Raw genomic sequence first — 23,665 nt, forward strand, 5'->3', positions numbered from 1 at the left:
CTCTAGACCTGCCGCACCACGGACGCTGCTCTGAGAGCCGCCGGAGACGCACGGTCGCCGGCCCCGTCGGCACCCGGCACTCGTACGGTCCAGGCGTCGTCGGCAGTCGTCGATGCGCGCACCGACGCCGCACCACAGGGCGGTGCCGGCAGAGAACTCTGCTGAGGCTGCCCTGCCACGCAGTGCTCGCCGGGCTGGGACGGCGCATGCCCCCCGCCTTCGGCCGACAGCGCGGCTGAGGCGGTTGCGCTGGTGGAGAGGTGTCCCTGGACGCTCTCCCCGTGCACGCCGTGCGTGACGAGGACGCCGCACAGGATCACGGCCAGCGCCAGGATGCGCACCAACGGACCCGCACCGGAGCGGGTCCTGACGATACGCCAGGGCGACCAAGCCGTAACCATGCCGTGATCCTAGCGGCTCGCCGAGGAAAGTATGACCGCGGGCGAGCCGGCGACGTAAGGACGCCCTTCTCGGCGTAGAAGCACAGTGCCTCCGGGGATCGCCTTTTCCTATCCGAATGGACGCTCTCGGCTCGCTGTGGTCGGGCTGCGACGGTACGCATAGGGAGACGCTGACCGTTTCCAGCGTTCCCGCGCACCGCCTGACGAGCGGGCAGGCGCGTTTTGAACACGACCGGACGAATGCGTGGGAGGATCACATGGCCGTGGAGATCCCGCCTCTGGTTAAACCCTCTCGACTCAGACGCCGTGGGGGCCTGTGGGGCGAATGCCTGGCTGAATTTCTGGGGACGTTCATCCTCATCTCCTTCGGTTGCGGCGTGGTGGCCATGGCGGTCGCTGCGCTGCCCGGCTCGGGCCGCACCTCGGGGCCCACCACGTTCTTCCTCGGTGCCGGGGACTGGCTGCTGATCACCTGGGGCTGGGCCATGGCCGTGGTTTTCGCCATCTACGTGGCCGGCGGGGTCAGCGGAGCGCATATCAACCCGGCGGTAACGCTCGCGTTCGCGGTACGCCGCAAATTCCCGTGGGTCAAGGTCCTTCCGTACTGGGTGTCACAGGTGGCCGGTGCCCTCGCCGGAGCCGCGCTGGTCTACGGCGTGTACCACGACGCCATCAACACGTTCGACGACGCCATGAAAGGACCCAAGACGGGTGGTCACACCCTCGCCTCGTTCTCGATTTTCGCCACCTTCCCCGCGCCGTACTTCGGCGGCGGCATCTGGGGACCGCTGATCGACCAGGTCGTAGGCACCGCCTTCCTGGTCATGCTGGTGGTGGCCGTCATCGACCTGCGCAACACGGCCGTACAGGCAAACCTCGGTCCCCTGGTGATCGGCTTCGTGGTGGCCGCCATCGGCATGTCGTTCGGGGCCAACGCGGGCTATGCCATCAACCCGGCCCGCGACTTCGGTCCCCGTCTGTTCACCTGGATGGCCGGATGGAAGGATCTGGCGTTTCCCGGCAGTTTGTCCGGGGCGTTCAGCTCCTATTGGTGGATCCCGATCGTGGGTCCTCTTGTCGGTGGCGTGATCGGCGTGCTGGTGTACGACCTGTTCATCGGGGACATCCTGCACATCCGCGCCCAGCAGGCTGTCCCGCCGGAGCCGGGCCGCACCCGCCCCACGACCTCCGAGGAGGAGTAGGCCATGGCGACCGGCGCCCGAATCGGCACCGGTCAGCCAGACGGCTTTGGGTCCGGCGAGTCGCGATAGCTGGGTGCGCTGCCCAGGGAGCGCCTGCGACTCGCCCCGAGCGGGAGCGCTGCGCCTACGGTCGAGTGCCGTCGATGGTCTCGAGCAGAGTTCGGGCTTCGACGGTGCGGCGGTGGTCCGGGCCGAAGGAGGCCAGGCAGGCATCGTGAGCGGCTGCAGCCTGGCGCCGGGCGTCGGGAACGCGGCGCAACCCGAACAGGGCAGTGGCAAAGGCCAGTTCGACAGCACCCGTATCTGGATGGCGCTGGTAGTCGGGCAGAGCGCGGTACAGCTTGTCGGCTGCCCGCGCCTCGGTGAGGGCGTCTTCGTGGCGGGCTTGGCCGTTGAGGCTGCGAGCCAGGCCGAGGCGCAGGACCAGGGACATCCGGTCACGTGCGTGATGGGCGGCCAGGGCCTCGCGGGCGAGTGTCTCGGCCTCCTGGTGGCGCCCTTGCGCATTGAGGGCGAAGACCAGTCCATTGCGGGCGGCCGCTGCCAGGCGTGACATTTCGGGGCCTGCACCGCGGCCCGCAGCCTCGGCGACGGCCGCACATTCCGCCTCGCACTCGGCGTGCCGGCCGAGCGAGATCATCTGCTGGGCGCGGTCCGAGCGCAGCTTCAGGGTCAGCCAGTGACCGCCTCCAAATATCCTGCTGAAGGCAGGCAGCGCTTCGTCGTAGGTGGCGAGTGCCTCGGCGTGGCGGCCTTGGGCGCCCGTCGCGAGCGCGGCGATGTTCAGCGCCACCGCTGCGTACTCGTCGTCGCGTGGGCGCGACCGGGCCACGGCGCGGGCTTCGGTCTCCGCCTCGGCGTAACGCCCGGCTTCGTAAAGGGCTTTGGCCTCGGCCACAGGCGTTCCCGCCATTCGTTGGGCGTCGCTTCGGCCGCGCGACCGGAAGAATCTCATGGCCGGGAGCATACGCAGGCCGCGCAGGCTGCTCGGCGAGGAGGCAAGGAGATGGTCGGCAGCCCTTGCACCTTCCGCTGCGCGGCCGACGGATGATGAGTCCGCCGCCCGGTCAGTCCGTGAACCCGTCCCGCACGGCGTCGAAGACGGGACGGTACGTGTCCCACTGGGCTTCCGGCGCCGAGAGATAGATGTCGTACTCCCGGCCGCCCGCCGTGCCGTATCCGAGGTCGATGGCGCGGAAGGCGCGGGCACGGCCCTGGAAGGTGAACTCCCACACCGCGGCCGGCTTCCCCTTGAACGTGGTCTTCTGCAGGCGCAGCCTGCGGTACGTGGGGTAGTTGCCCTCGGTGTTCGTCTCGATGTCCTTGAAGTGTTCGATCGGGTGGGAACCGGCCGGATCCACCATGCCGATCGTGATGCCGGCCAGCCCGCTCGGGTCGGCGTAGGTGACCTCGTCGCTCGGCCCCTTCTTCGGCTTCCAGCCGTCCGGCACGGGGAAGGAGACGCCGAGCTGCCGGTCCCGGACCAGGTGGTGGCCGTCGGGGACGGGCGAGGGCGCGGCGGACGCGGTGCGGGTCGTGCCGGTCCTGTCGGCACGTCCCGGGGTTCCGCCGTCGTACGAGGAGGCGTAGAGGATCACCGCGGCAGCGGACGCGGCCAGGACGCTCACCGCCGGCAGCAGGACGCGCCGCTTCCGCTTCCGGCCCCGGCGGCGGTCCCCTTCGCTCTTGTCCGAGGGCGTCGGCGCGGTGTGTCGCGTCGGCGACGTTGGGGTGCTGTCCGGTGTGGCGTCCGGGTCGTGGTGGGCGAGGGCGGCTGATGACACGGTGGTCGGGCCGCCGGACCAGGTGGCCCGCAGAGCGCGTTCCGTCTGCTCGGCCGTGGGCCGGTCCTCGGGGTTCTTCGACAGCAGGGTCTCGATGAGCGGTTCCAGCGGACCGGCCCGCCGCATCGCCTTCAGGGGCTCGACCGCGATGGCGTACGCCGTCTCCATGGCCGTGTCGCGGCGGTACGGCGGGTGTCCCTCGACCATCTGGTACAGCGTCGCGCCCAGCGACCACAGGTCGGAGGAGGGGCCGGGTTTCCGGCCGCGGACCCGCTCGGGGGCCATGTAGTCGATGGAGCCGACCATCTCCCCGGTCTGGGTGAGCGTCGAGGTCCCGGCGGTCAGGGCGATGCCGAAATCGGTCAGGACGACCCGGTCACCGTCGGCCAGCAGGACGTTGCCGGGTTTGATGTCGCGGTGCAGGACACCGGCCGCGTGCGCGGCCCGTACGGCGGCGATCATGCCGAGGCCGATGCGGGCCGCCTCCTCGGGTGCCAGGGTCCGGCCGCCCTTGAGAACGTCGCCGAGGGTGAGCGCGGGGACGTACTCCATGACGATGCAGGGCCGGCCGTCGTCCTCGACGACGTCGTGCACCACGACCACATTGGGGTGGGCGACGCGGGCGGCGCTGCGCGCCTCTCGGCGGGTGCGCTCGTAGAGCGTGGCGACCTCGGCGTCGGACAGGTGTGGCTGCGTGTGGAGCCGCTTGACCGCGACCTGGCGGGCGAGCAGCTCGTCCTCGGCCCGCCATACCGTGCCCATGCCGCCGCGGCCGATGCGCTCGACCAGCCGGTAGCGCCCGGCTACGAGCCGTCCCTCGTCCGACACAGCCCTGCCCTCCGCCTGCTCTGCCCCCCTTCGTGCCACTTGGCCCTGAACAGTAACCGACCTCGTCGGCAGACCGGTGGGGCAGTCCGGCATCCGGAACCGCACGGCATGCCCCGAGCGGCCCCGTCCTTCGCCCGTCCCGGGCGGGCAGTGGACCGCTTGGACGGCTCGGCGACTCATCGGATACTGGCTGTGTCGACGTGCTGGGGCTGGACATGATCCGACGTGATGCGCTGGCGGAGTACGTTCGCGGGTCGCTGTGGGTGCTTCCCACGCTGTCCGTGCTGGGGGCGCTCGTCGCCGGGACGCTGCTGTCCCTCGTCGAGACCGGCTCGGAGTCGCCGCTGGCGTTCCAGGGGACCGCCGACGATGCCCGGACGCTGCTGATCGGGATCGCCGGGACGATGGTGACGGTCATCGCGGTGCTGCTGGGCCTGACCGTGGTCGCGCTGCAGTTGTCGTCCACCCAGTTCTCGCCGCGGCTGCTGCGCAACTTTCTGCGGGACCGGCCCAACCAGATCGTGCTCAGCGTCTTCGTGGCGACCTTCGCCTACAGCGCGGCCGGTCTGTACACGGTCGGCGTGTCGGGAGGGAGCCGCTCGGAGAGCTTTCCCCGGTTCGCGGTGAGCGGTGCGATCGTCCTGCTCTTCGTCAGCCTCGGTCTGCTGGTGTATTTCGCCGACCATCTCGTCCACTCCATCCAGGTCGACGCGATCATGACCGTGGTGGAGCGCAACACCGTGCGGGTGGTCCGCGACAGGGTGTTCGCCGGCGGCGAGGACGTCGGTGGAGTGCCGGAGGGAGCCGTGCCCATCGCCGCCCGGCACTCCGGGTACGTGCAGGTGGTGCGTCCGCGGCTGCTGCTGTCGGCGGCGGCCGAGCAGGAGGTCTGTCTGCGGCTGCGGCCCCGGGTCGGCGAACACGTCGTCGCCGGAACGACGCTGGCGTGGATCTGGTACGCCACACCGCGCGACCGGGGTCCCGACCCGGCGGGGTTCGTGCGGGTGCTGGACGCCGGTGTGCGGATCGGATTCGAGCGCACCCTGGAACAGGACGCCGCGCTCGGCATCCGGCAACTGGTCGACGTGGCCTGCAAGGCGCTGTCCCCGGCGGTCAACGATCCGTACACGGCGGTCCAGGCCATCGATCACCTGTCCGTGATCTTCTGCGCGCTCGCGCAGCGGCCGCTGGGAAACCACGTCGTCCGGGACGACAGCGGGGCCGTCGTGATCATTCCCGGGCGGCGGTTTCCGGAGTACCTGGCCGTGATGTGCGGGCTCGTCCGGCGCTACGGGGCTCGTGAGCCGACCGTCGCGCATGCCCTGCTCCGGCTGTTGCACCATTGCGCGGCCGTCGTCGGCGACGATGCCGAGCGGTGCGCGGCGATCGGGGAACAGGCCCGCACCGTCATCACCGACGCCGAGCGGGAGGTCGCCCAGCCGGCCGACCTCGCCCTCGCACACGCGGAAGCGGAAGCCGTACGTCAACAGCTGGCCGAGAACCGACGGCCCGCTCACCGGGCCGGCCACCGGCTAGGGCAGCCGCGCATGCCGTGACCGCTCGGGCCGGAGGCAGACGAGCAGCAGCCGCATCGCGTGTCCGGGGGCATCGGGACGGCGCGAACCATGGCCGAGGCCTCGCGCATACGGCACGGTGGTCGCTCGGCGACGGTTGGGCGACCCTCCACACCGGCACCGGGCTCGTGCTCGCCTTCCAGCGTGCGGAGGACCAGCGGCCGCCTCGGTGGCCAGATCCTGCCCGGCCGCAGCAGTTCCACCTCGACCTGGGGGTCCCGGACCTCGATCAGGCCAGGTCACCCGTTCTGTCTCGGCCGGGACTGACGGTTCAGCCGAAGAACACCTCGAACTCGTCGTACAGCGACGGATCGACCTTCTTCGTCCGCTCCGTGGCATCGGCGAGGGGAACACGGACGACCTCGGTGGCGTGCAGGGCCACCATCGTGCCGTAGTCACCGTCCTTGACCGCGTCGACGGCGTGCAGGCCGAAGCGCGTGGCCAGCCACCGGTCGAAGGCGCTGGGCGTGCCGCCGCGCTGGACGTGGCCGAGGACCGTCGTACGGGCGTCCTTGCCCGTGCGCCGCGAGATCTCCTGGGCCAGCCACTCACCGATGCCGGACAGCCGTACGTGGCCGAACTCGTCCCGCGTCCGGTCCTTGAGGAACATCTGCCCCTCCTTCGGAACGGCCCCTTCGGCCGCCACGACGATCGGCGCGTAGTTGATCTTGAATCGGCTCATCACCAGCTCACACACCTGATCGATGTCGAACGGGCGCTCCGGGATGAGGATCACGTTGGCGCCGCCCGCGATCCCGGCGCGCAGCGCGATCCACCCGGAGTGCCGCCCCATCACCTCCACCACGAGGGTGCGCATGTGCGACTCGGCGGTGGTGTGGAGGCGGTCGATGGCCTCGGTGGCGATGCCCACGGCCGTGTCGAAGCCGAAGGTGCAGTCGGTGGCGGACACGTCGTTGTCGATGGTCTTCGGTACGCCGACCAGGCGCACCCCCTGACGGCTCAGCTCGGCGGCCACCCCGAGGGTGTCCTCACCGCCGATCACGACCAGCGCGTCCACGCCGTGCGCGGCGAGGGTGTCCCGGACGCGCCGCACCCCGTCCTCGTGCCCCAGCGGGTTGGTCCGGGAGGAACCGAGGATGGTTCCGCCGCGGGGAAGGATCCCCCGCACGCTGCCGATGTCCAGCGGTACGATCTTGCCCTCCAGGGCGCCGCGCCAGCCGTCCCGCACCCCGACGAACTCGAAGGCGTACTCCTGGACGCCCTTGCGGACGACGCTGCGGATCACGGCGTTGAGGCCGGGACAGTCGCCGCCGCCGGTCAGTACTCCGACCCTCATGGCTTCCTCCCTGCCGCCGAGGGGCCCCGCACGGATCGTCTTCCTCCAGCCTCCCTCCATCCGGTTCACGACGGCCACTCCACGCCCGCCCGAGCGGGCATACCGTGGCACAAGACGGTGATGCGCGACGGCCGGCACATCGACCGGCGCGCCGAGACGAGGAGGAACCATGCCGCACACCGCGCAGTGGAAGGTCCGCCTCTCCCTCGTCGAGGACGACGGAACGACGAAGGCGCGTGCGGAGCTGGACACCGGCACGGCCGGTACTCCGGCGCTCACCGGCCACGGTGTGGCGCACCGCAATCCCGCGGACACGGATGTTCCGGAGATCGGTGACGAACTGGCGGCGGGCAGGGCCATGCACGACCTCGCCCAGCAGCTGGTGGCCGCCGCCGAGCAGGACATCGAGGGCATGGGCGCCTCCGGGACCGGACAGGACACTCGCCCCGTGGCCGGATGGCCCCTGTGAACTGGATGGGCCCTGTGAACTGTTGAATCACGCGTCGCCCGGCCGGTGCCGGAAGCCCGCGGAAGGCACGCACCGAACGGCGTCAGGGACGCGCCGGTAGCCGAGGCACCTCGCGCCCGGCACCGGCGGACCCTGGCAGATCTTCCTTCCCGCCTCACAAAAGCCCAGGTCAGCGAGGTATCCGGCGAGGCGTCAGGTGGCGCAACACTTCCGCAACACCACTATCCCTACCGGATGAGTATGGTTCCGGCCATGTCCCCGACCGACCGCATCCGCGACCACGCCGGCCAGGGCGCGACCACCGTCGCCGCCCACCGTGCGCGGCGCCGGCTGCGCGCGGACCGGGCACGTCAACTCGCCGACCTGCTCCGCCACCAGATCCTCACCGGCGACTTCCCGGCCGGCGCCCTCCCCCACGAGTCCGCCCTCGCCACCGACTACCGCGCCTCCCGCAACACCGTCCGCCAAGCCCTCGACCTGCTGCGCGCCGAAGGCCTCGTGGAACGGCTCCCCGGCGTCGGCACGGTCGTCGTGGCCCAGAAGTACCCCCACGGACTCGACAAACTGATGGGCCTCGCGGAAACCCTGCGCGAACACGGCCGCGTCACCAACGAGGTCCGCACGACGGTCCCCGTCCCCGCCCCGGCCCCGGTGGCCGACCGCCTCCGGCTCCCGCCCGGTGCCGACGTGCTGTACATCGAACGCCTGCGCCGGCTGGGTGGCCTCCCGCTCTCCCTCGACCTCACCTACATTCCCCTCGACATCGGCACCGCCCTGCTCGGTGAGGACCTGGAGAACACCGACATCTTCCGGCTCCTGGAGACGCTGACCGGCACGCCGCTCGGCCACGCCGAGATCAGCCTGGAGGCGGTGAACGCCGACGCCCACTCCGCCGCCGTACTGGATGCCCCGCAGGGCGCCGCCGTACTGATGCTGGAACGCCTCACCCACCTCGCCGACGGCCGCCCCGTCGACCTGGAGTTCATCCGCTTCCGCGGCGACCGCATCACGATGAGCGGCCTGCTGCGCCGCTCTGTCTGACCCCCTCTCCCTTCCCGACCTCCTTGCTCGACCTCCCTGGAGACAGCCATGCCCTTGGCGCCCCAGCGGGCCGACGTGCCCGTGACCATCGACGAGTCGAAGTGCATCGACGGCTGCACGCTCTGCGTGGACATGTGCCCGCTGGACTCGCTCGCCATCGACGACAGCAGCGGCAAGGCGTACATGCACGTCGACGAGTGCTGGTACTGCGGCCCGTGCGCGGCCCGCTGTCCCACCGGAGCCGTCACGGTCAACATGCCCTACCTGCTCCGGTGAAAGGCCGAACTCCCATGTCCCGAACTCCTGTGAAACGCACCGCACTTGCCGCATCCGCGGCCCTGCTCCTCGCCCCGCTCACCGCCTGCGGGGGCAACGCCGCGGCCGGCGGTGACGGCTCCACCGTCACGGTCACCGTCGGCTACCAGTCCAAGACCATCAACACGGTCACCGCGGGGACGCTCCTGCGCTCCCTCGGCTACTTCGAGAAGCAGCTGAACTCCCTCCACGACGGCCGCACCTACAAGGTCGACTGGCAGGACTACGCCACCGGAGCCCCCATCACGGCGCAGATGACCGCCGGGAAGATCGACATCGGCTCGATGGGCGACTTCCCGCTGCTCATCAACGCCGCCCGCGGCAAGCAGCTGAACCGCCCCACCCACCTGGTCTCCGTCACCGGCTACAACCTCCGCGGCGGCCTCAACACCATCGTCACCGCGCCCGGTTCCAAGCTCACCTCCCTGAAGGACCTGAAGGGCAAGAAGGTCTCCACGAGCGTCGGTTCGGCCGCCGACGGCACCCTCGTACGGGCCCTGCAGCGCGCCGGCATCGACCCGAACGACGGCATCGAGAAGCTCAACCAGCAGCCCGCCGTGGGCGCCTCGGCCCTGACCGCGGGCAGCGCGGACGCCCTCTCGCAGTTCGTCGCCTGGCCGGGTCTGCTCACCTACCAGGGCAAGGCGAAGGCCCTGTACGACGGCGCCCAGCTGAACCTGCCCACCTTCCACGGGGTCACGGCCCGCGAGGACTTCGCCGAGGACCGCCCGGCCGTCCTGGAGGCCTTCCTCAAGGCCCAGGCCGAGGCCACCGACTACCTCGACGCCCATCCCGTCGCCGCCGCCGAGAAGGTCGCGAAGGCCACCGGCCTGCCCGCCGAGGTCGTCTACCTCTACAACGGCGCCCACGGCATCTCCACCTTCGACCCGGCCGTCAAGCCGCAGCTCGTCTCCGCGCTGAAGCAGGACGTGTCGGTCCTGAAGGCGGCGAAGCTGACCGGCGACGTGGACGTGGACTCGTTCGTCGACGACCAGTACGTGAAGAAGGCGCTCGGGGCGTCGTACGGGAAGCGGCTCACGGCCACGCCGCCCGCCGCCGCGAGCGAGGTGTGGCCGAAGGGCACCGAGGAGACCAGGACCTTCAAGTCCCCGGCGCAGCTGCTCGGTTACGTGTCCGCCCACTCCGACGGCATCCGCGCCGCCTACGTCCCCGACGCCACCACCGGCACCCTCTGGTTCGCCGACAAGGCCGTGTGGGTCGCCGACGGTGAGCAGCTGCTGCCGTTCGTCGCCCCCGCGACCGCGCAGGCCTACGTGGACGGACACGACGGAGCACGGGTCGTCACGTATGCCGACGCCCTGGAGCGTGCGGCGTGAGCGGGCCAGCGCCACGAGCCGCCCGGTACGCACTGCGGGTGGCCGCCCTCGCCGCCGCCCTCGGCCTGTGGCAGCTCCTGACCAGCCTGGACGTCGACCTGTGGCTGCGCTTCTCGCAGTTCCCCACGGTCACCGACGTGGCCCACGCCTTCGCCGGCCGCCTCGCCGGGGCGGACTACTGGACGGACCTCACCGACAGCCTGACCCGCATCGTCACCGGCTTCCTGCTGGCGGCGGTGCTGGGCGTGGCCACGGGCGTGCTCGTGGCGCGCTCGCGGCTCGCCGAGGACCTGCTGGGCCCGCTGCTGGAGGTGGTCCGCCCGATCCCGGCGATCGCGCTGGTGCCCGTCGCGATCCTTCTGTTCCCCTCCAACGAACAGGGCATCGTCTTCATCACCTTCACGGCCGCCTTCTTCCCGGTCCTGGTCTCCACCCGGCACGCCGTCCGCGCGCTGACCCCGGTGTGGGAGGAGGCCGTGCTCACGATGGGCGGCGGCCGGTGGCGGATCCTCGGTTCGGTCGTCCTGCCGGGCGCGCTGCCCGGCATCTTCGGCGGCCTGTCGGTCGGCATCGGCGTCTCGTGGATCTGTGTGATCTCCGCCGAGATGATCTCCGGCCAGTACGGCGTCGGCTACCGCACCTGGCAGGACTACACGATCGTCGACTACCCCGGTGTCTTCGTCGGCATGGTCACGATCGGCGTCCTCGGCTGGCTCACCTCCACGGCGGTGGAGCTCCTGGGCCGGCGTCTCACGCGCTGGCTGCCCCGCACCTCGTACGTCCCCGCGGGACGGGCACCGCGTCAGGTGCGCGGTGCCGCGGCCGCCGTACCGATGAGCCGCACGCACAAGGAGGAGGTGCCCCGTGACCAGCTCGTCTGACCTTCGTTCGTCCGACCTTCGCTCGTCCGACATTCGCTCGTCCGACCTTGGTTCGTCCGCCCGCACCGGCGCGGCGCTGGCGGTGCGCGGAGCCGCCCTCGGGCGGCCGGGCGCGCCCGTGCTCGACGGCGTGGACCTCGACGTGGCCCCCGGCGAGATCCTGACCGTCGTCGGCCCTTCCGGGTGCGGAAAGTCGACCCTGCTGCGCACGCTGGCCGGGCTGCTGTCTCCTCTCGTGGGAGAAGTCAGCCAGGACGGGAGCCCGTTGACGGGCCCCGCCGCCGACCGCGCCCTGATCTTCCAGGAAGACGCGCTGCTGCCCTGGCGCACCCTGCGCGCGAACGTCGAACTGCCGCTGGCCATCAAGGGGGTGGCCCGCACCGAACGCCGTACCCAGGCCGGGTCCTGGCTCACCCGCGTCGGTCTCGCGGACCACTCCCGGCACCTGCCGTACCGCGTCTCCGGCGGGCAGCGCCAGCGCGCCCAGCTGGCCCGGGCCCTCGCGGGAGCTCCCCGCGCCGTCCTCATGGACGAACCGTTCGGCGCGCTCGACGCCCAGACCCGCGCCGGCATGCAGGACCTGCTGGTGGAGGTGCTGCAGGGCACGGGCGCGACCGTCGTCTTCGTCACCCACGACGTGGACGAGGCCCTGTTCCTGGGCGACCGCGTGGCCCTGCTCGGCGCCGGCCGCCTCCTCGCCGTACGGGACGTACCGCGTCCTCGTGACCGTACGGCCCTCGGCGACCCGGCCCGCGTGGCCCTGCGCCGCGACGTCCTCACCTCGCTCGGCACGTGAAAGGCACCCCGGTGAACACCCGCGCCACCCCCTCCCCGGAGCCCCTCCGGATCCCCGAACTCGCCGACGCCGAGGTCCTGACCTGCGACGTCCTCGTCATCGGCGGTGGCACCGCCGGCACGATGGCGGCCCTGACCGCCGCCGAGCACGGCGCGCACGTCCTGCTGCTGGAGAAGGCGCACGTCCGTCACTCCGGCGCCCTCGCGATGGGCATGGACGGCGTCAACAACGCGGTCATCCCCGGCCGCGCCGAACCCGACGACTACGTCGCCGAGATCACCCGCGCCAACGACGGCATCGTCGACCAGTCCACCGTCCGCCAGACCGCCACCCGCGGCTTCGCGATGGTGCAGCGGCTGGAGTCGTACGGCGTGAAGTTCGAGAAGGACGAGCACGGCGAGTACGCGGTCCGCCAGGTCCATCGCTCGGGTTCCTATGTGCTGCCGATGCCGGAGGGCAAGGACGTCAAGAAGGTCCTGTACCGGCAGCTGCGGCGACGCGAGATGCGGGAGAGGATCCGCATCGAGAACCGGGTGATGCCGGTGCGCGTGCTGACCGCCGGAGGGCGGGCCGTGGGGGCGGTCGGCTTCAACACGCGCACGGGCGCGTTCGTTGTGGTGCGCGCGGGTGCGGTGATCCTCGCGACCGGCGCCTGCGGCCGCCTCGGCCTGCCCGCCTCCGGCTACCTGTACGGCACGTACGAGAACCCCACCAACGCGGGCGACGGCTACGCCATGGCCTACCACGCGGGCGCCGAGCTCACCGGCATCGAGTGCTTCCAGATCAATCCGCTGATCAAGGACTACAACGGGCCCGCCTGCGCCTACGTCGCCAATCCGTTCGGCGGCTACCAGGTCAACCGGCACGGCGAGCGCTTCGTCGACTCCGACTACTGGTCGGGCCAGATGATGGCGGAGTTCGCGGCGGAGATCGCCTCCGACCGGGGCCCGGTCTACCTGAAGCTGAGCCACCTCCCGGAGGAGTCGATCTCGGCTCTGGAGTCGATCCTCCACTCGACCGAGCGTCCGACACGAGGCACCTTCCATGCCGGCCGGGGTCATGACTACCGCACCCATGACGTCGAGATGCACATCTCGGAAATCGGCCTGTGCGGCGGTCACTCGGCCTCGGGTGTACGGGTCGACGACCACGCCCGTACGACCGTACCCCGCCTGTACGCCGCCGGCGACCTGGCCTGTGTGCCGCACAACTACATGATCGGCGCGTTCGTCTTCGGGGACCTGGCCGGGGCGGATGCGTCCCAGTACCACGCCTACGAGGGCGAGTTGCCCGAGGAGCAGCTCCGCGCGGCGCACGAGCTGATCTACCGCCCGCTGCGCAATCCGGACGGCCCTCCGCAGCCCCAGGTCGAGTACAAGCTGCGCCGCTTCGTGAACGACTACGTGGCACCGCCGAAGTCCGGCGCGCGGCTGTCGTTGGCCCTGGAGGCCTTCGAGCGGATGCGCGACGACATCGCGGCCATGGGCGCCCGCACCCCGCACGAGCTGATGCGCTGCGCCGAGGTCACCTTCATCCGCGACTGCGCGGAGATGGCCGCGCGCGCCTCGTTGGCCCGCACGGAGTCGCGCTGGGGCCTCTACCACGACCGCATCGACCACCCGCGGCGCGACGACACGTCCTGGTTCCACCACCTCGATCTGCGCAAGTCGTCCTCGGGTGCGATGGAGTTCACGGCCCGTCCCGTGGCTCCGTATCTGGTTCCGGTCGAGGAGTTCAGCCCGGTCGGCGGTCCTGCGCGGCACCTCGGCGAGGTCCACGCCGAGCACGTGGCCACGGCGGGCGCGCGGGAGGTGGCGCCGGTGGCCGCCGGGGCGAGGGCCGACGCCCCCTCCGCGCCCGGCGTGGCTTCCGCGCCTCGTGAGGTCGCCTCACCCCGGCTGCTCACGCTGCTGTCGCTCGCCGAGGAGGAGCCCGAACTCGCCCTCGTCGAGCCCTACTTGACCGACCCCGACCCCGCCGTGCGGCGGACGGCCGTCTCGGTCCTCACCGAGACCGCGCCGCCCGGCACCGGGCAGGCGCTGGCCGGGGCGCTCGCCGACCCCGACGCCGAGGTGCGGTCGGCCGCGGCGGCCTCCCTGCGCGAGCTGGTCGAGACGCTGCCGCCCGAGCCGGCGCTGCGCGACGCCCTGGCCGCGGCTCTCGCGGAGGCCGACCCCGTGGTCCGTGCCGCGGCTCTCGACGTGCTGCGCGCCCTGCGCCTGGGCGATGCCGGCCTGTTCGCAGCCGCCCTCGCCGACCCCGACATCCCGGTGCGTATCGAGGCCGTCCGTGCGCTCGTCTCGGTCGACGCGGACGAGGCGGTGGCGCGTGCGGCGCACGATCCGTCCCGCGAGGTCCGCGTCACGGTGGCCAAGGCCCTGGCCGGCGTGGGCTCCTCGTCCGTCGCGCCGCGGGCCCTGGCCGGGCTCAGCGAGGACACGGACCCCCTGGTGCGCGGTGCCGCGTTCGGGGCGCTGGCCTCCGTCGGCTGCCCGTCGGCGCTCGCCGCCCGTGCCGTGGCCGCTCTGTCCGACCCGGCATGGCAGGTACGCGCCGGTGCGGCCACCGCCCTGTCCGCCGCCGACCCGGCCACCGCGGTGCCGGCGCTCGCCAAGACCCTGGCCGACCCGAACGCCGATGTCCGCAAGGCAGCGGTCCTCGCGCTGACGCGTCACGCCGCGACGGAGGAGGCCCGTGCGGCCCTCGCGACGGCGACGACGGACTCGGACGCGGACGTCAGGGCGTACGCGACGCGGGCGCTGTGACCTCGGTCCGCTGTCCCTCCCCTGCCGTTCGATCGTTCAGAGGACGGTGCCCGTCTCCTCGGCCAGTGCCTGCAGGAGGCGGTCCTGGAACGGCTCGTCATGGACCGCGCGATGGGGCTGCTGCCGTTGGCCGTGGTACCAGTAGCCGCCGGTCGTCAGCGCCTCGGGGTCGTCGCTGGAGGCAAGCCACTCCTGCGTCCGGTGGCCGAGTTCCAGGTCGTCCGGTGCACCCGGTCCGCCCATCTTGGTCGGCACCCAGCCCGGATCCACGGCGTTGCTCGGCACCCCGGGGCGCAGGCGGGCCACCGCGGCCGCGAGGGTCGTGACGAACAGCTTGCTGTCGGCGTACGAGCCCGCGCTCCGACCTCGCCAGTCGACCCCGGCGAGCGAGGGGCGCCCGTCGTAGTGCGAGCCGCTGCTCAGGTACACCAGCCGGCGGGGGGTCCGGAGCAGGGCCGTGAGCAGGTACGGGGCGATGATGTTGACGGGCATGACCGCCCGTCCGCTCCACACGCCGGCATTGTGGATGACCGCGTCGAGGGGCTCGGCATCTGCCAGTTCGGCTGCGATGCGCCGTACGGCGTCACGGTCCGTGAAGTCGCCCACCACGAGCTGGGCCCCATGGTCGACGAGCGCGTCGAGCGCGACAGCGCGCTCCGGGTTCCGGGCGTGCGCGACCACCTCGTGTCCGGCGGACAGCAGCGCATCGGCCGCGGCATGTCCGAGGCCGTCCGCGGAACCGGTCACCAGGATCCGGCTCACGATCGCACCGCCTTGCGCATGGGAACGCCTCCTTCCGGGGAGCCTCGCAGCTCCTCCCCCGGTGTTCAGGTTACGAAGACCTGCTTCCCGGTCGTGATCGCCGCCATGGCTTCGGGCCGGCCGGCGTAGCAGGCGGCGTCCCTCGGGCCGAACGCTCCCCTCCGCAAGACTTGGCGCCGCGCCGTCGCCAAGCGCCCTGCCCGTCGCAAGCGTGCCCGCGGACCGCTGCCCCGACTCGTTGCGCACCCCCTGGGCCAAGCACAAGGTGCGCCTGCACCACACCGGGCGGGATTCCTTCCGCCCCCCTGCCGTCGGGGTCCTCACCCTGGACTTCGACGGCTTGGGGTCGCGTGAGCGTCAGGGATTCACGGCAGCCCGTTCGGACTCACTGCGCAGCACACAGAACTCGTTGCCTTCGGGATCAGCAAGGATCACCCAGCCTGAACCATCGGGGTTCCGGTGATCGGCGACAAAGGTGGCACCGAGGCCCAGCAGCCGGTCCACCTCCTGATCGCGCGAGGTCTCAGGGCGCAGACACAAATGGATCCGGTTCTTGATCGTCTTGGCCTCGGGCACCTGGTTGAAGTACAGCACCGGGCCCTCCGCCGACAGCACCTGAGTCTCTCGGGCTCCCGGTCTGTCCTCCGGATGCAGCGGACGTCCGGTCACTCCGCTCCAGAACCGAGCCAGCTCATAGGCATCCGCACAGTCGATCGCCACGTTCTGCACCACCGAGACCATGCACGCGAGCCTTCCCGATCCCTGCTCCGAGCGCCACCGAGTTACGTACCCGCACCCGGCGAGCCCGGGCACCGGATCGCCCGTAGATTGGAAGAACAGCAGTCGCGCTCGAGGGTTACGGAGAGCGCGCGATGACATCGGACATCGAATTCACGGCGTTCTTCGACGCCACACCGAGCCCGTACTTGGTGCTGGACGCGGACTTGGTGATCCGCTACGTCAACCCGGCGTGCCTGCAGACCACCGGCCGGACCAGGGACGAGCTGGTCGGCAGGTACTTCTTCGACGCCCTGCCGCAGAACCCCGGCACCCCTGACGACACCCAGCGGAACCTGAAGGCGTCACTGCGCCGGGTCCTGGACACCGGGCAACCGGACACGCTGGTGCTGCAGCGGTACGACATCCCCGCCCCCGCCCGGCCCGGAGGGTTCGAGGAGCGATGGTGGTCGGAGATCCACACCCCGATCCCCGGAGCCGACGGCAGGGTGAAGTGGATCGTCCAGCGGGCCGAGGACGTCACCGCCTTCGTCCACTCGCGCCGGGCCCGCGAGCTCACCGAGGAGTTCACCGAGCGGGAGAAGGGCATGGCAGCCGAACTGTACGCGCGCGCCCGCGAGCTGCACCGGCTGAACCAGGAACTGCGCCAGGCCCACGCCCGTGAACGGCAGGTCGCCGTCGCCCTGCAGGAAGCCATGCTCTCCGCGCCCGACCTGGACCGACATGCCGACAACATCGCCGTGCGCTACTTGCCCGCGACCACATCACTCAACGTGTGCGGCGACTGGTACGACGTCGTCGACCTGCCGCCCGACCGCTACGCCGCAGCGGTGGGAGACGTCGTCGGCCACGGCTTGCACGCCGCGGCCGTCATGGGCATGCTCCGCAGTGCCCTGAGCGCGGTCATCCGCGCCATTCCCAGCCCTGCCCAGGCCCTGGAAGTCCTGGGGCTGTACGCCCGCTCCGTGGACGGCGCCACGGCTGCCACTGCGGTCAAGGTTCTCATCGACACCCGCAGCAGGCTGATCATCTACAGCAATGCCGGGCACCCGCCCCCCGTCCTCCTCCGCTCCGACGGGACCTGCGAGCTGCTGGACCAGGCCACCGATCCGCCGCTCGGCGCCCGCCCGCACCATGTCCCCCGCCCCCAGGCCGGGCTGCCCTACGCCCAGGGGGACACCCTGGTGCTCTACACCGACGGCCTCATCGAACGTCGCGACGAGGACATCGACGCCAGCCTGGCACGCCTGACCACAGCCCTCGCCCAGGACCACACCCTCGCCCCTGGGAAACTGGCCGACTCCCTGCTGGCCCGGCTGGGGGTCGCTGCCGGTGCGGCCGACGACATCGCCCTCGTCGTCATCCGCCTGTAGGTGCCCTGTCCCGCCCGTCACGAGGCAGCCGCGGCCGGAAGATCCGGTTGTCCTGGCCGCTCGGGCCGGCGCTGCGGTGCCGTCGGCACGCTGAGCACCATCGTGAGGCCGCCGCCGGGAGTGTCCTCGGCGCTCAGTGTGCCGCCCATGGCCTCGGCGAAGCCACGCGCCACCGCCAGGCCCAGGCCGACGCCGTTGCCGCGCGGGGAGTCGCCGTAGCGCTGGAAGGGTTCGAAGATGCGGTGCTTGGCCTCGTCGGGGACGCCCGGCCCGCGGTCCACGACCCTGACCTCGACGCGTTCCGCGATGGCGCTGGCCGAGACGAGGACGTTCTCCCCCGGCGGGCTGTACTTGACCGCGTTCTCGACGACGTTGGCGACGGCCCGCTCCAGGAGCCCCCGGTCCACGTGCACCATGGGCAGCGTCTCCGGGATGTCGAGCTCCACGCTGTCCTCGGGCACGCCGCCGAGCGCCATGGGGACGACCTCGTCGAGGTCGGTCTCGCGGACGATCGGGGTGACGGTGCCGGTCTGGAGGCGGGACATGTCCAGCAGATTGCCCACCAGGTGGTCCAGGCGGTCCGCCCCCTCCTCTATGGCCTCCAGCAGTTCCGCCTGATCCTCCTCGGACCACTCGACGTCGTCGGAGCGCAGGGAGGTGACGGCCGCCTTGATCCCGGCCAACGGGGTGCGCAGATCGTGGCTGACGGCGGCGAGCAGCGCGGTGCGGATGCGGTTGCCCTCGGCCAGTTCCTTGGCCTGGCCGGCCTCCTGCTGCAGGCGTCGGCGGTCCAGGACGACGGCGGCCTGGGCGGCGAACGCGGCCAGCACACGGCGGTCGGCGGCCGGCAGCACACGGCCCGTGAGCGCCAGGGACATGTGGTCGCCGACCGGCACGTCGACGTCCGCGTCGTCGGGGTCCTGGCAGGGCCGGGGTCCCACGCTGCCCGCGCAGGTCCATGGATCCGTCTCGCCGGCCCGCTCCAGCAGAGCCGCCGACTCCATGCCGAAGGTCTCGCGCACCCGCTCCAGCAGCGCCTCCAGGCCGGTCTCGCCGCGCAGCACGTTGCCCGCGAGGAAGGACAGGATCTCGGACTCGGCGCGCAGCCGGGCGGCCTGGTGGGTGCGGCGGGCGGCGAGGTCCACCACGGAGGCCACGGATACGGCGACCCCGACGAAGATCGCGATGGCGACGATGTTCTTGGGGTCGGCGATCGTCAGGGTGTGCACGGGTGGTGTGAAGTACCAGTTGAGCAGCAGGGAGCCGACGACCGCCGAGGCCAGCGCCGGGTAGAGCCCACCGAGGAGGGCCGCCGCCACCGTCAGGGTGAGGAACAGCAGCATGTCGTTGGCGAGGCCGACCTCCGGGATCGCGCTGGTCAGCAGGATGGTGAGCAGGACGGGGCCGAGCACGCCGACGAGCCAGCCCCGGATGAGCCGGGACCGTCCGAGCCGCGCTCCCTTGGCGACGGGCAGTCCGCGTCCCTTGCCCGCCTCGTCGTGGGTGATGAGGTGGACGTCGAGGTCGGGGCCCGAGTCACGGGCGACCGTCGCGCCGACGCCCGGCCCGAAGACGTACTGCCAGCTCTTGCGCCGCGAGACACCCAGCACGATCTGAGTGGCGTTGACCCCGCGTGCGAAGTCCAGCAGGGCCGCCGGTATGTCGTCGCCGACCACCTGGTGGAAGGTGCCGCCCAGGTCCTCCACGAGGGTCCGCTGTGCCTCCAGTTCCTTCGGTGAGGCGGCGGTGAGGCCGTCGCTGCGGGAGATGTAGACGGCCAGGACCTCGCCGCCGGCGCCCTTCTCCGCGAGGCGGGCGGCCCGCCGGATCAGCGTGCGCCCCTCGGGGCCGCCGGTCAGCCCGACGACGATCCGCTCACGCGAGCCCCAGATGGCCGAGACGTTGTGCTCGCTGCGGTACTCGGTCAGATACGCGTCGACCCGGTCGGCCACCCACAGCAGCGCCAGCTCCCGCAGCGCGGTCAGATTGCCGGGCCGGAAGTAGTTCGACAGGGCGGCGTCGACCTTGTCCGGTTTGTAGATGTTGCCGTGCGCCATACGGCGGCGCAGTGCCTCCGGCGCCATGTCGACCAGCTCGATCTGGTCCGCCCGCCGTACGACCTCGTCCGGCACGGTCTCCTGCTGGCGGATGCCGGTGATGGACTCGACGACGTCGCCGAGCGACTCCAGGTGCTGGATGTTGACGGTGGAGACCACGTCGACGCCGGCGGCGAGCAGTTCCTCCACGTCCTGCCAGCGCTTGGTGTTGCGGGAGCCGGGGATGTTGGTGTGGGCGAGCTCGTCGACCAGCGCCACCCGCGGCCGGCGGGCCAGCACCGCGTCGACGTCCATCTCGGTGAACGTGCCGCCCCGGTACTCGATCTCCTTGCGCGGGATCTGTTCCAGGCCGTGCAGCATCACCTCGGTACGCGGCCGGTGGTGGTGTTCCACGAACGCGACCACGCAGTCGGTGCCCCGCTCGATCCGGCGGTGCGCCTCGGAGAGCATGGCGTAGGTCTTGCCGACGCCGGGTGCCGCGCCGAGGTAGATCCGGAGCTTTCCGCGTGCCATGGCGTCCCTCGGTCAGGCTTCGAAGCGGTAGCCCATGCCGGGCTCGGTGATCAGATGGCGGGGGTGGGAGGGGTCCGTCTCCAGCTTGCGGCGCAGCTGGGCCATGTAGACCCGCAGGTAGTTGGTCTTGGTGCTCTGGGTGACCCCCCACACCTCCTGGAGCAGGTGCTTCTGGGTGACCAGTTTGCCGGGGTTCGTGATCAGTATCTCCAGCAGGTGCCATTCGGTCGGGGTCAGCCGTACGTCCCGCCCGCCCCGTACGACCTTCTTCGCGAGCAGGTCGACGCTGAACTCGTCGGTCTCCACCAGCGTCGCCTCGGGGGCGAGCGGCACATCGTCGGTGCGCCGGACGGCGGCCCGCAGCCGGGCCAGGAGCTCGTCCATGCTGAAGGGCTTGGTGATGTAGTCGTCGGCGCCCGCGTCGAGCGCGGCGACCTTCTCCCCCGACGCCTGACGCGCCGACAGCACCAGGATCGGCACCCGGGTCCAGCCACGCAGCGCCCGGATCACGTCGACGCCGTCCATGTCGGGCAGGCCGAGGTCGAGCATCACCACGTCCGGCTGCCGGGCGGCCGCCAGCCGGAGGGCGGTGGCACCGTCGGGCGCCGCGTCGACGCCGTACTTGCGTGCCTGCATGTTGATCACGAGGGCCCGTACGAGCTGCGGGTCGTCCTCCACCACCAACACCCGGGTCATGGGTGTGCGCCTTTCGTCTCGTACGGGCGGACGCGTGCGCCTGCCTGGGTAACGCCATCAACTCGTCTTCGTCGCACGTTCCTTGAGCGCGATGTTGAGCTCCAGGACGTTCACCCGGGGCTCACCCATGAAGCCGAGCGTGCGTCCGTCGGTGTGGTCCTCGACCAGCTTCTCCACCTCGGCGACCGGGAGGTGGTTGCGGGCGGCGACCCGGTGCACCTGGAGCTCCGCGTACGCCGGGGAGATGTCGGGGTCGAGACCGGAGGCGGAAGACGTCACCGCGTCGGCCGGCACCTGGGACGGGCGGACGCTGTAGCCGGGGACGGTGTTGTCCGTGACCACCTTCGCCTTCGCCGCCTCGACCTGCTTGATCAGCTCCTTGTTGTCGGCGGAGAGGTTGGTGGCGCCCGACAGCAGCAGCTTGTACTGCGTGTTGACGCTGTTGGTGCCGAGGCCGTTCGCGGGGCGCGGCTGGAAGTAGTCCAGGCCGTAGCCCTGTTGCCCGATCAGGGAGGAGCCGACGACCTTTCCGTCCGCCTTGATCTCGGAGCCGTTCGCCTTGTCGTGGAACAGCCCCTGGGCGATGCCGGTGACGACCAGCGGATAGATGACGCCCGTCACCAGGGTCAGCACGACCAGGGCGCGCAGGCCCGCCCCGAGCAACCGGGCGGTATTGGCTACGGAGTTGTTCATGGTCCTTCACCACGCTTTCAGGAAATTACAGCCCGGGGATCACAGAGATGAGCAGGTCGATGAGCTTGATGCCGATGAAGGGCGCGATCAGCCCGCCGAGGCCGTAGACGGTGAGGTTGCGCCGCAGCATCCTGTCCGCGCTCACCGGCCGGTACTGCACGCCCTTCAGGGACAGCGGCACCAGCGCGATGATGATCAGCGCGTTGAAGATGACCGCGGACAGGATCGCGGAGTCCGGCGAGGACAGGCCCATGATGTTGAGCCTGTCCAGGCCCGGGTAGACGGCCGCGAACAGCGCCGGAATGATCGCGAAGTATTTCGCGACGTCGTTGGCGATGGAGAACGTCGTCAACGCGCCCCGGGTGATGAGGAGTTGCTTGCCGATCTCGACGATCTCGATGAGCTTGGTCGGGTTGGAGTCGAGGTCGACCATGTTGCCGGCCTCCTTCGCGGCCGACGTACCCGTGTTCATGGCGACGCCGACGTCCGCCTGAGCCAGCGCGGGCGCGTCGTTCGTACCGTCACCGGTCATCGCGACCAGCTTGCCGCCGGCCTGCTCCCGCTTGATCAGGGCCATCTTGTCCTCGGGCGTGGCCTCCGCGAGGAAGTCGTCGACGCCCGCCTCCTCGGCGATCGCCTTGGCGGTCAGCGGGTTGTCACCTGTGATCATGACGGTCTTGATGCCCATGCGGCGCAGCTCCTCGAACCGCTCCCGCATGCCGTCCTTGACGACGTCCTTGAGGTGGATGACCCCCAGGATCCGGGCATCCCGCTCGTCCTCGACGGCGACCAGCAGCGGCGTACCGCCCGCCTCGGAGATCCGGTTGGCGATGCCGTCCGCGTCCCCGGCGATCTCGCCGCCCTGTTCGCGCACCCAGGCGATGACCGAACCGGCCGCGCCCTTGCGGATCCTGCGTCCGTCGACGTCCACACCCGACATCCGGGTCTGGGCGGTGAAGGCGATCCACTCGGCGCCGACCAGCTCGCCCTGATGCCGCTCGCGCAGCCCGTACCTCTCCTTCGCCAGTACGACGACGGAGCGGCCCTCGGGTGTCTCGTCGGCCAGCGACGACAGCTGGGCGGCGTCGGCCACCTCGGCCTCGGTCGTCCCGCGCACCGGCACGAACTCGGCGGCCTGCCGGTTGCCGAGCGTGATGGTGCCCGTCTTGTCCAGCAGCAGCGTCGAGACGTCCCCGGCGGCTTCAACCGCCCTGCCGGACATGGCGAGCACGTTGCGCTGCACGAGCCGGTCCATGCCCGCGATGCCGATCGCCGACAGCAGCGCGCCGATCGTGGTCGGGATCAGGCAGACCAGCAGCGCCACCAGCACGACCATCGTCAGGTGCGTACCGGCGTAGTCCGCGAACGGCGGCAGCGTGGCCACGGCCAGCAGGAAGACGATCGTCAGCGACGCCAGCAGGATGTTCAGCGCGATCTCGTTCGGCGTCTTCTGCCGTGCCGCGCCCTCGACCAGGTTGATCATCCGGTCGATGAAGGTCTCGCCCGGCTTCGTCGTGATCTTGATGACGATGCGGTCGGACAGCGCCTTCGTACCGCCGGTGACGGCACTGCGGTCGCCGCCGGACTCGCGGATGACGGGTGCCGACTCACCGGTGATCGCCGATTCGTCGACCGAGGCCACGCCTTCCACGACGTCGCCGTCACCGGGGATGACGTCGCCGGCCTCGCAGACGACCAGGTCGCCGATCCTCAGCTCGGTGCCCGGGACCTGCTCCTCACGGTCGCCCACGAGCCGCCGGGCCACCGTGTCGGTCTTGGCCTTGCGCAGCGTGTCGGCCTGGGCCTTGCCGCGGCCCTCGGCGACGGCCTCAGCCAGGTTGGCGAAGACCACGGTCAGCCAGAGCCAGGCGCTGATCACCCAGCCGAACCAGTCACCCGGGTCCTTGAAGGAGAAGACGGTGGTGAGCACGGACCCGATCCACACCACGAACATCACGGGCGACTTGACCATCACTCGCGGGTCGAGCTTGCGGAAGGCGTCCGGCAGGGACTTCACCAGCTGCTTGGGGTCGAAGAGGCCCGTGCCGACACGTCCTTCGGCGGGCTTGTGCCCGGTGGGTACGTCGCTGTGCGGCGCCCGGGTCGGGGTGGCTGTGGACATCGAGTCCTCTTGGTTCTCTGT

General features: G+C 71.0%; 20 protein-coding genes. 10 read left to right on the plus strand and 10 right to left on the minus strand.

The genetic code is table 11. The features are described from left to right. Positions 1-2: 2 nt before the first annotated feature. Positions 3-401 (minus strand): hypothetical protein, encoded by a 399-nt coding sequence (locus ACIBU0_RS01860; protein WP_398810129.1) that lies wholly within the window; start codon positions 399-401, stop codon positions 3-5. A 257-nt stretch (positions 402-658) separates the two neighbouring features. On the opposite strand from ACIBU0_RS01860, the gene ACIBU0_RS01865 reads away from it, so the two are divergent. Continuing rightward, positions 659-1,603 carry an MIP/aquaporin family protein gene (locus tag ACIBU0_RS01865; protein ID WP_398811721.1) on the plus strand — a complete coding sequence of 315 codons (945 nt, stop codon included), beginning with the start codon at positions 659-661 and terminating at the stop codon, positions 1,601-1,603. Positions 1,604-1,727: 124 nt separating this feature from the next. On the opposite strand, the gene ACIBU0_RS01870 is transcribed toward ACIBU0_RS01865, so the two are convergent. Both ACIBU0_RS01870 and ACIBU0_RS01875 read right to left on the minus strand, forming a co-directional pair. Further along, entirely contained in the window at positions 1,728-2,558 is an 831-nt protein-coding gene (locus ACIBU0_RS01870; RefSeq protein ID WP_398810132.1) for a tetratricopeptide repeat protein, read from the minus strand. Between the two features lie 112 nt (positions 2,559-2,670). Then, positions 2,671-4,215 (minus strand): protein kinase, encoded by a 1,545-nt coding sequence (locus tag ACIBU0_RS01875; RefSeq protein WP_398810135.1) that lies wholly within the window; start codon positions 4,213-4,215, stop codon positions 2,671-2,673. A 215-nt stretch (positions 4,216-4,430) separates the two neighbouring features. Here ACIBU0_RS01875 and ACIBU0_RS01880 point away from each other — a divergent pair, with 215 nt between their 5' ends. Further along, complete coding sequence (locus ACIBU0_RS01880) at positions 4,431-5,771, plus strand: DUF2254 domain-containing protein (protein WP_398810138.1); 1,341 nt, start codon at positions 4,431-4,433, stop codon at positions 5,769-5,771. A 289-nt stretch (positions 5,772-6,060) separates the two neighbouring features. Here ACIBU0_RS01880 and ACIBU0_RS01885 read toward each other — a convergent pair whose 3' ends face one another. After that, complete coding sequence (locus tag ACIBU0_RS01885) at positions 6,061-7,086, minus strand: 6-phosphofructokinase (protein WP_398810139.1); 1,026 nt, start codon at positions 7,084-7,086, stop codon at positions 6,061-6,063. Between the two features lie 169 nt (positions 7,087-7,255). Here ACIBU0_RS01885 and ACIBU0_RS01890 point away from each other — a divergent pair, with 169 nt between their 5' ends. The 7 genes from ACIBU0_RS01890 (at position 7,256) to ACIBU0_RS01920 (ending at position 14,690) form a co-directional block, all read left to right on the plus strand. Beyond that, positions 7,256-7,555, plus strand: coding sequence for a DUF1876 domain-containing protein (locus ACIBU0_RS01890; RefSeq protein ID WP_398810142.1), 300 nt, complete (start codon positions 7,256-7,258; stop codon positions 7,553-7,555). Positions 7,556-7,807: 252 nt separating this feature from the next. After that, on the plus strand, positions 7,808-8,596 hold the full coding sequence (locus ACIBU0_RS01895) for a GntR family transcriptional regulator (RefSeq protein ID WP_398810145.1): 789 nt from the start codon (positions 7,808-7,810) through the stop codon (positions 8,594-8,596). 48 nt (positions 8,597-8,644) lie between these two features. Further along, positions 8,645-8,872, plus strand: coding sequence for a ferredoxin family protein (locus ACIBU0_RS01900; RefSeq protein WP_016437651.1), 228 nt, complete (start codon positions 8,645-8,647; stop codon positions 8,870-8,872). Positions 8,873-8,901: 29 nt separating this feature from the next. Next, positions 8,902-10,248 carry an ABC transporter substrate-binding protein gene (locus ACIBU0_RS01905; protein WP_398810150.1) on the plus strand — a complete coding sequence of 449 codons (1,347 nt, stop codon included), beginning with the start codon at positions 8,902-8,904 and terminating at the stop codon, positions 10,246-10,248. Beyond that, a complete protein-coding gene (locus tag ACIBU0_RS01910; protein ID WP_398810153.1) occupies positions 10,245-11,129 on the plus strand; it encodes an ABC transporter permease in 885 nt (294 codons plus the stop codon). The genes ACIBU0_RS01905 and ACIBU0_RS01910 overlap by 4 nt, the downstream gene beginning before the upstream one ends. A 31-nt stretch (positions 11,130-11,160) precedes the next feature. Further along, a complete protein-coding gene (locus ACIBU0_RS01915; RefSeq protein WP_398811724.1) occupies positions 11,161-11,925 on the plus strand; it encodes an ABC transporter ATP-binding protein in 765 nt (254 codons plus the stop codon). Next, positions 11,922-14,690, plus strand: coding sequence for a fumarate reductase/succinate dehydrogenase flavoprotein subunit (locus ACIBU0_RS01920; RefSeq protein WP_398810156.1), 2,769 nt, complete (start codon positions 11,922-11,924; stop codon positions 14,688-14,690). The genes ACIBU0_RS01915 and ACIBU0_RS01920 overlap by 4 nt, the downstream gene beginning before the upstream one ends. A gap of 36 nt (positions 14,691-14,726) precedes the next feature. On the opposite strand, the gene ACIBU0_RS01925 is transcribed toward ACIBU0_RS01920, so the two are convergent. Then, positions 14,727-15,452 (minus strand): SDR family NAD(P)-dependent oxidoreductase, encoded by a 726-nt coding sequence (locus tag ACIBU0_RS01925; RefSeq protein WP_398810159.1) that lies wholly within the window; start codon positions 15,450-15,452, stop codon positions 14,727-14,729. Between the two features lie 357 nt (positions 15,453-15,809). Further along, positions 15,810-16,193, minus strand: a complete 384-nt coding sequence (locus ACIBU0_RS01930) for a VOC family protein (RefSeq protein WP_398810161.1) — start codon at positions 16,191-16,193, stop codon at positions 15,810-15,812. A gap of 131 nt (positions 16,194-16,324) precedes the next feature. On the opposite strand from ACIBU0_RS01930, the gene ACIBU0_RS01935 reads away from it, so the two are divergent. After that, the gene (locus ACIBU0_RS01935; RefSeq protein WP_398810164.1) at positions 16,325-17,563 is read left to right on the plus strand and encodes a PP2C family protein-serine/threonine phosphatase; all 1,239 of its coding nucleotides are present in this window, start codon (positions 16,325-16,327) and stop codon (positions 17,561-17,563) included. 17 nt (positions 17,564-17,580) lie between these two features. On the opposite strand, the gene ACIBU0_RS01940 is transcribed toward ACIBU0_RS01935, so the two are convergent. The 4 genes from ACIBU0_RS01940 to kdpB are packed head-to-tail and all read right to left on the minus strand — an operon-like array spanning position 17,581 to position 23,644. Then, on the minus strand, positions 17,581-20,133 hold the full coding sequence (locus ACIBU0_RS01940) for an ATP-binding protein (protein WP_398810167.1): 2,553 nt from the start codon (positions 20,131-20,133) through the stop codon (positions 17,581-17,583). Positions 20,134-20,145: 12 nt separating this feature from the next. Beyond that, positions 20,146-20,829, minus strand: a complete 684-nt coding sequence (locus ACIBU0_RS01945; RefSeq protein WP_398810169.1) for a response regulator — start codon at positions 20,827-20,829, stop codon at positions 20,146-20,148. A 57-nt stretch (positions 20,830-20,886) separates the two neighbouring features. Then, entirely contained in the window at positions 20,887-21,522 is a 636-nt protein-coding gene (locus ACIBU0_RS01950) for a potassium-transporting ATPase subunit C (RefSeq protein WP_398810172.1), read from the minus strand. 25 nt (positions 21,523-21,547) lie between these two features. After that, positions 21,548-23,644 carry a potassium-transporting ATPase subunit KdpB gene (kdpB, locus tag ACIBU0_RS01955; protein WP_398810175.1) on the minus strand — a complete coding sequence of 699 codons (2,097 nt, stop codon included), beginning with the start codon at positions 23,642-23,644 and terminating at the stop codon, positions 21,548-21,550. Positions 23,645-23,665: the final 21 nt, after the last annotated feature.

It is taken from the genome of Streptomyces sp. NPDC049627, from assembly GCF_044465645.1.
GTDB lineage: Bacteria > Actinomycetota > Actinomycetes > Streptomycetales > Streptomycetaceae > Streptomyces.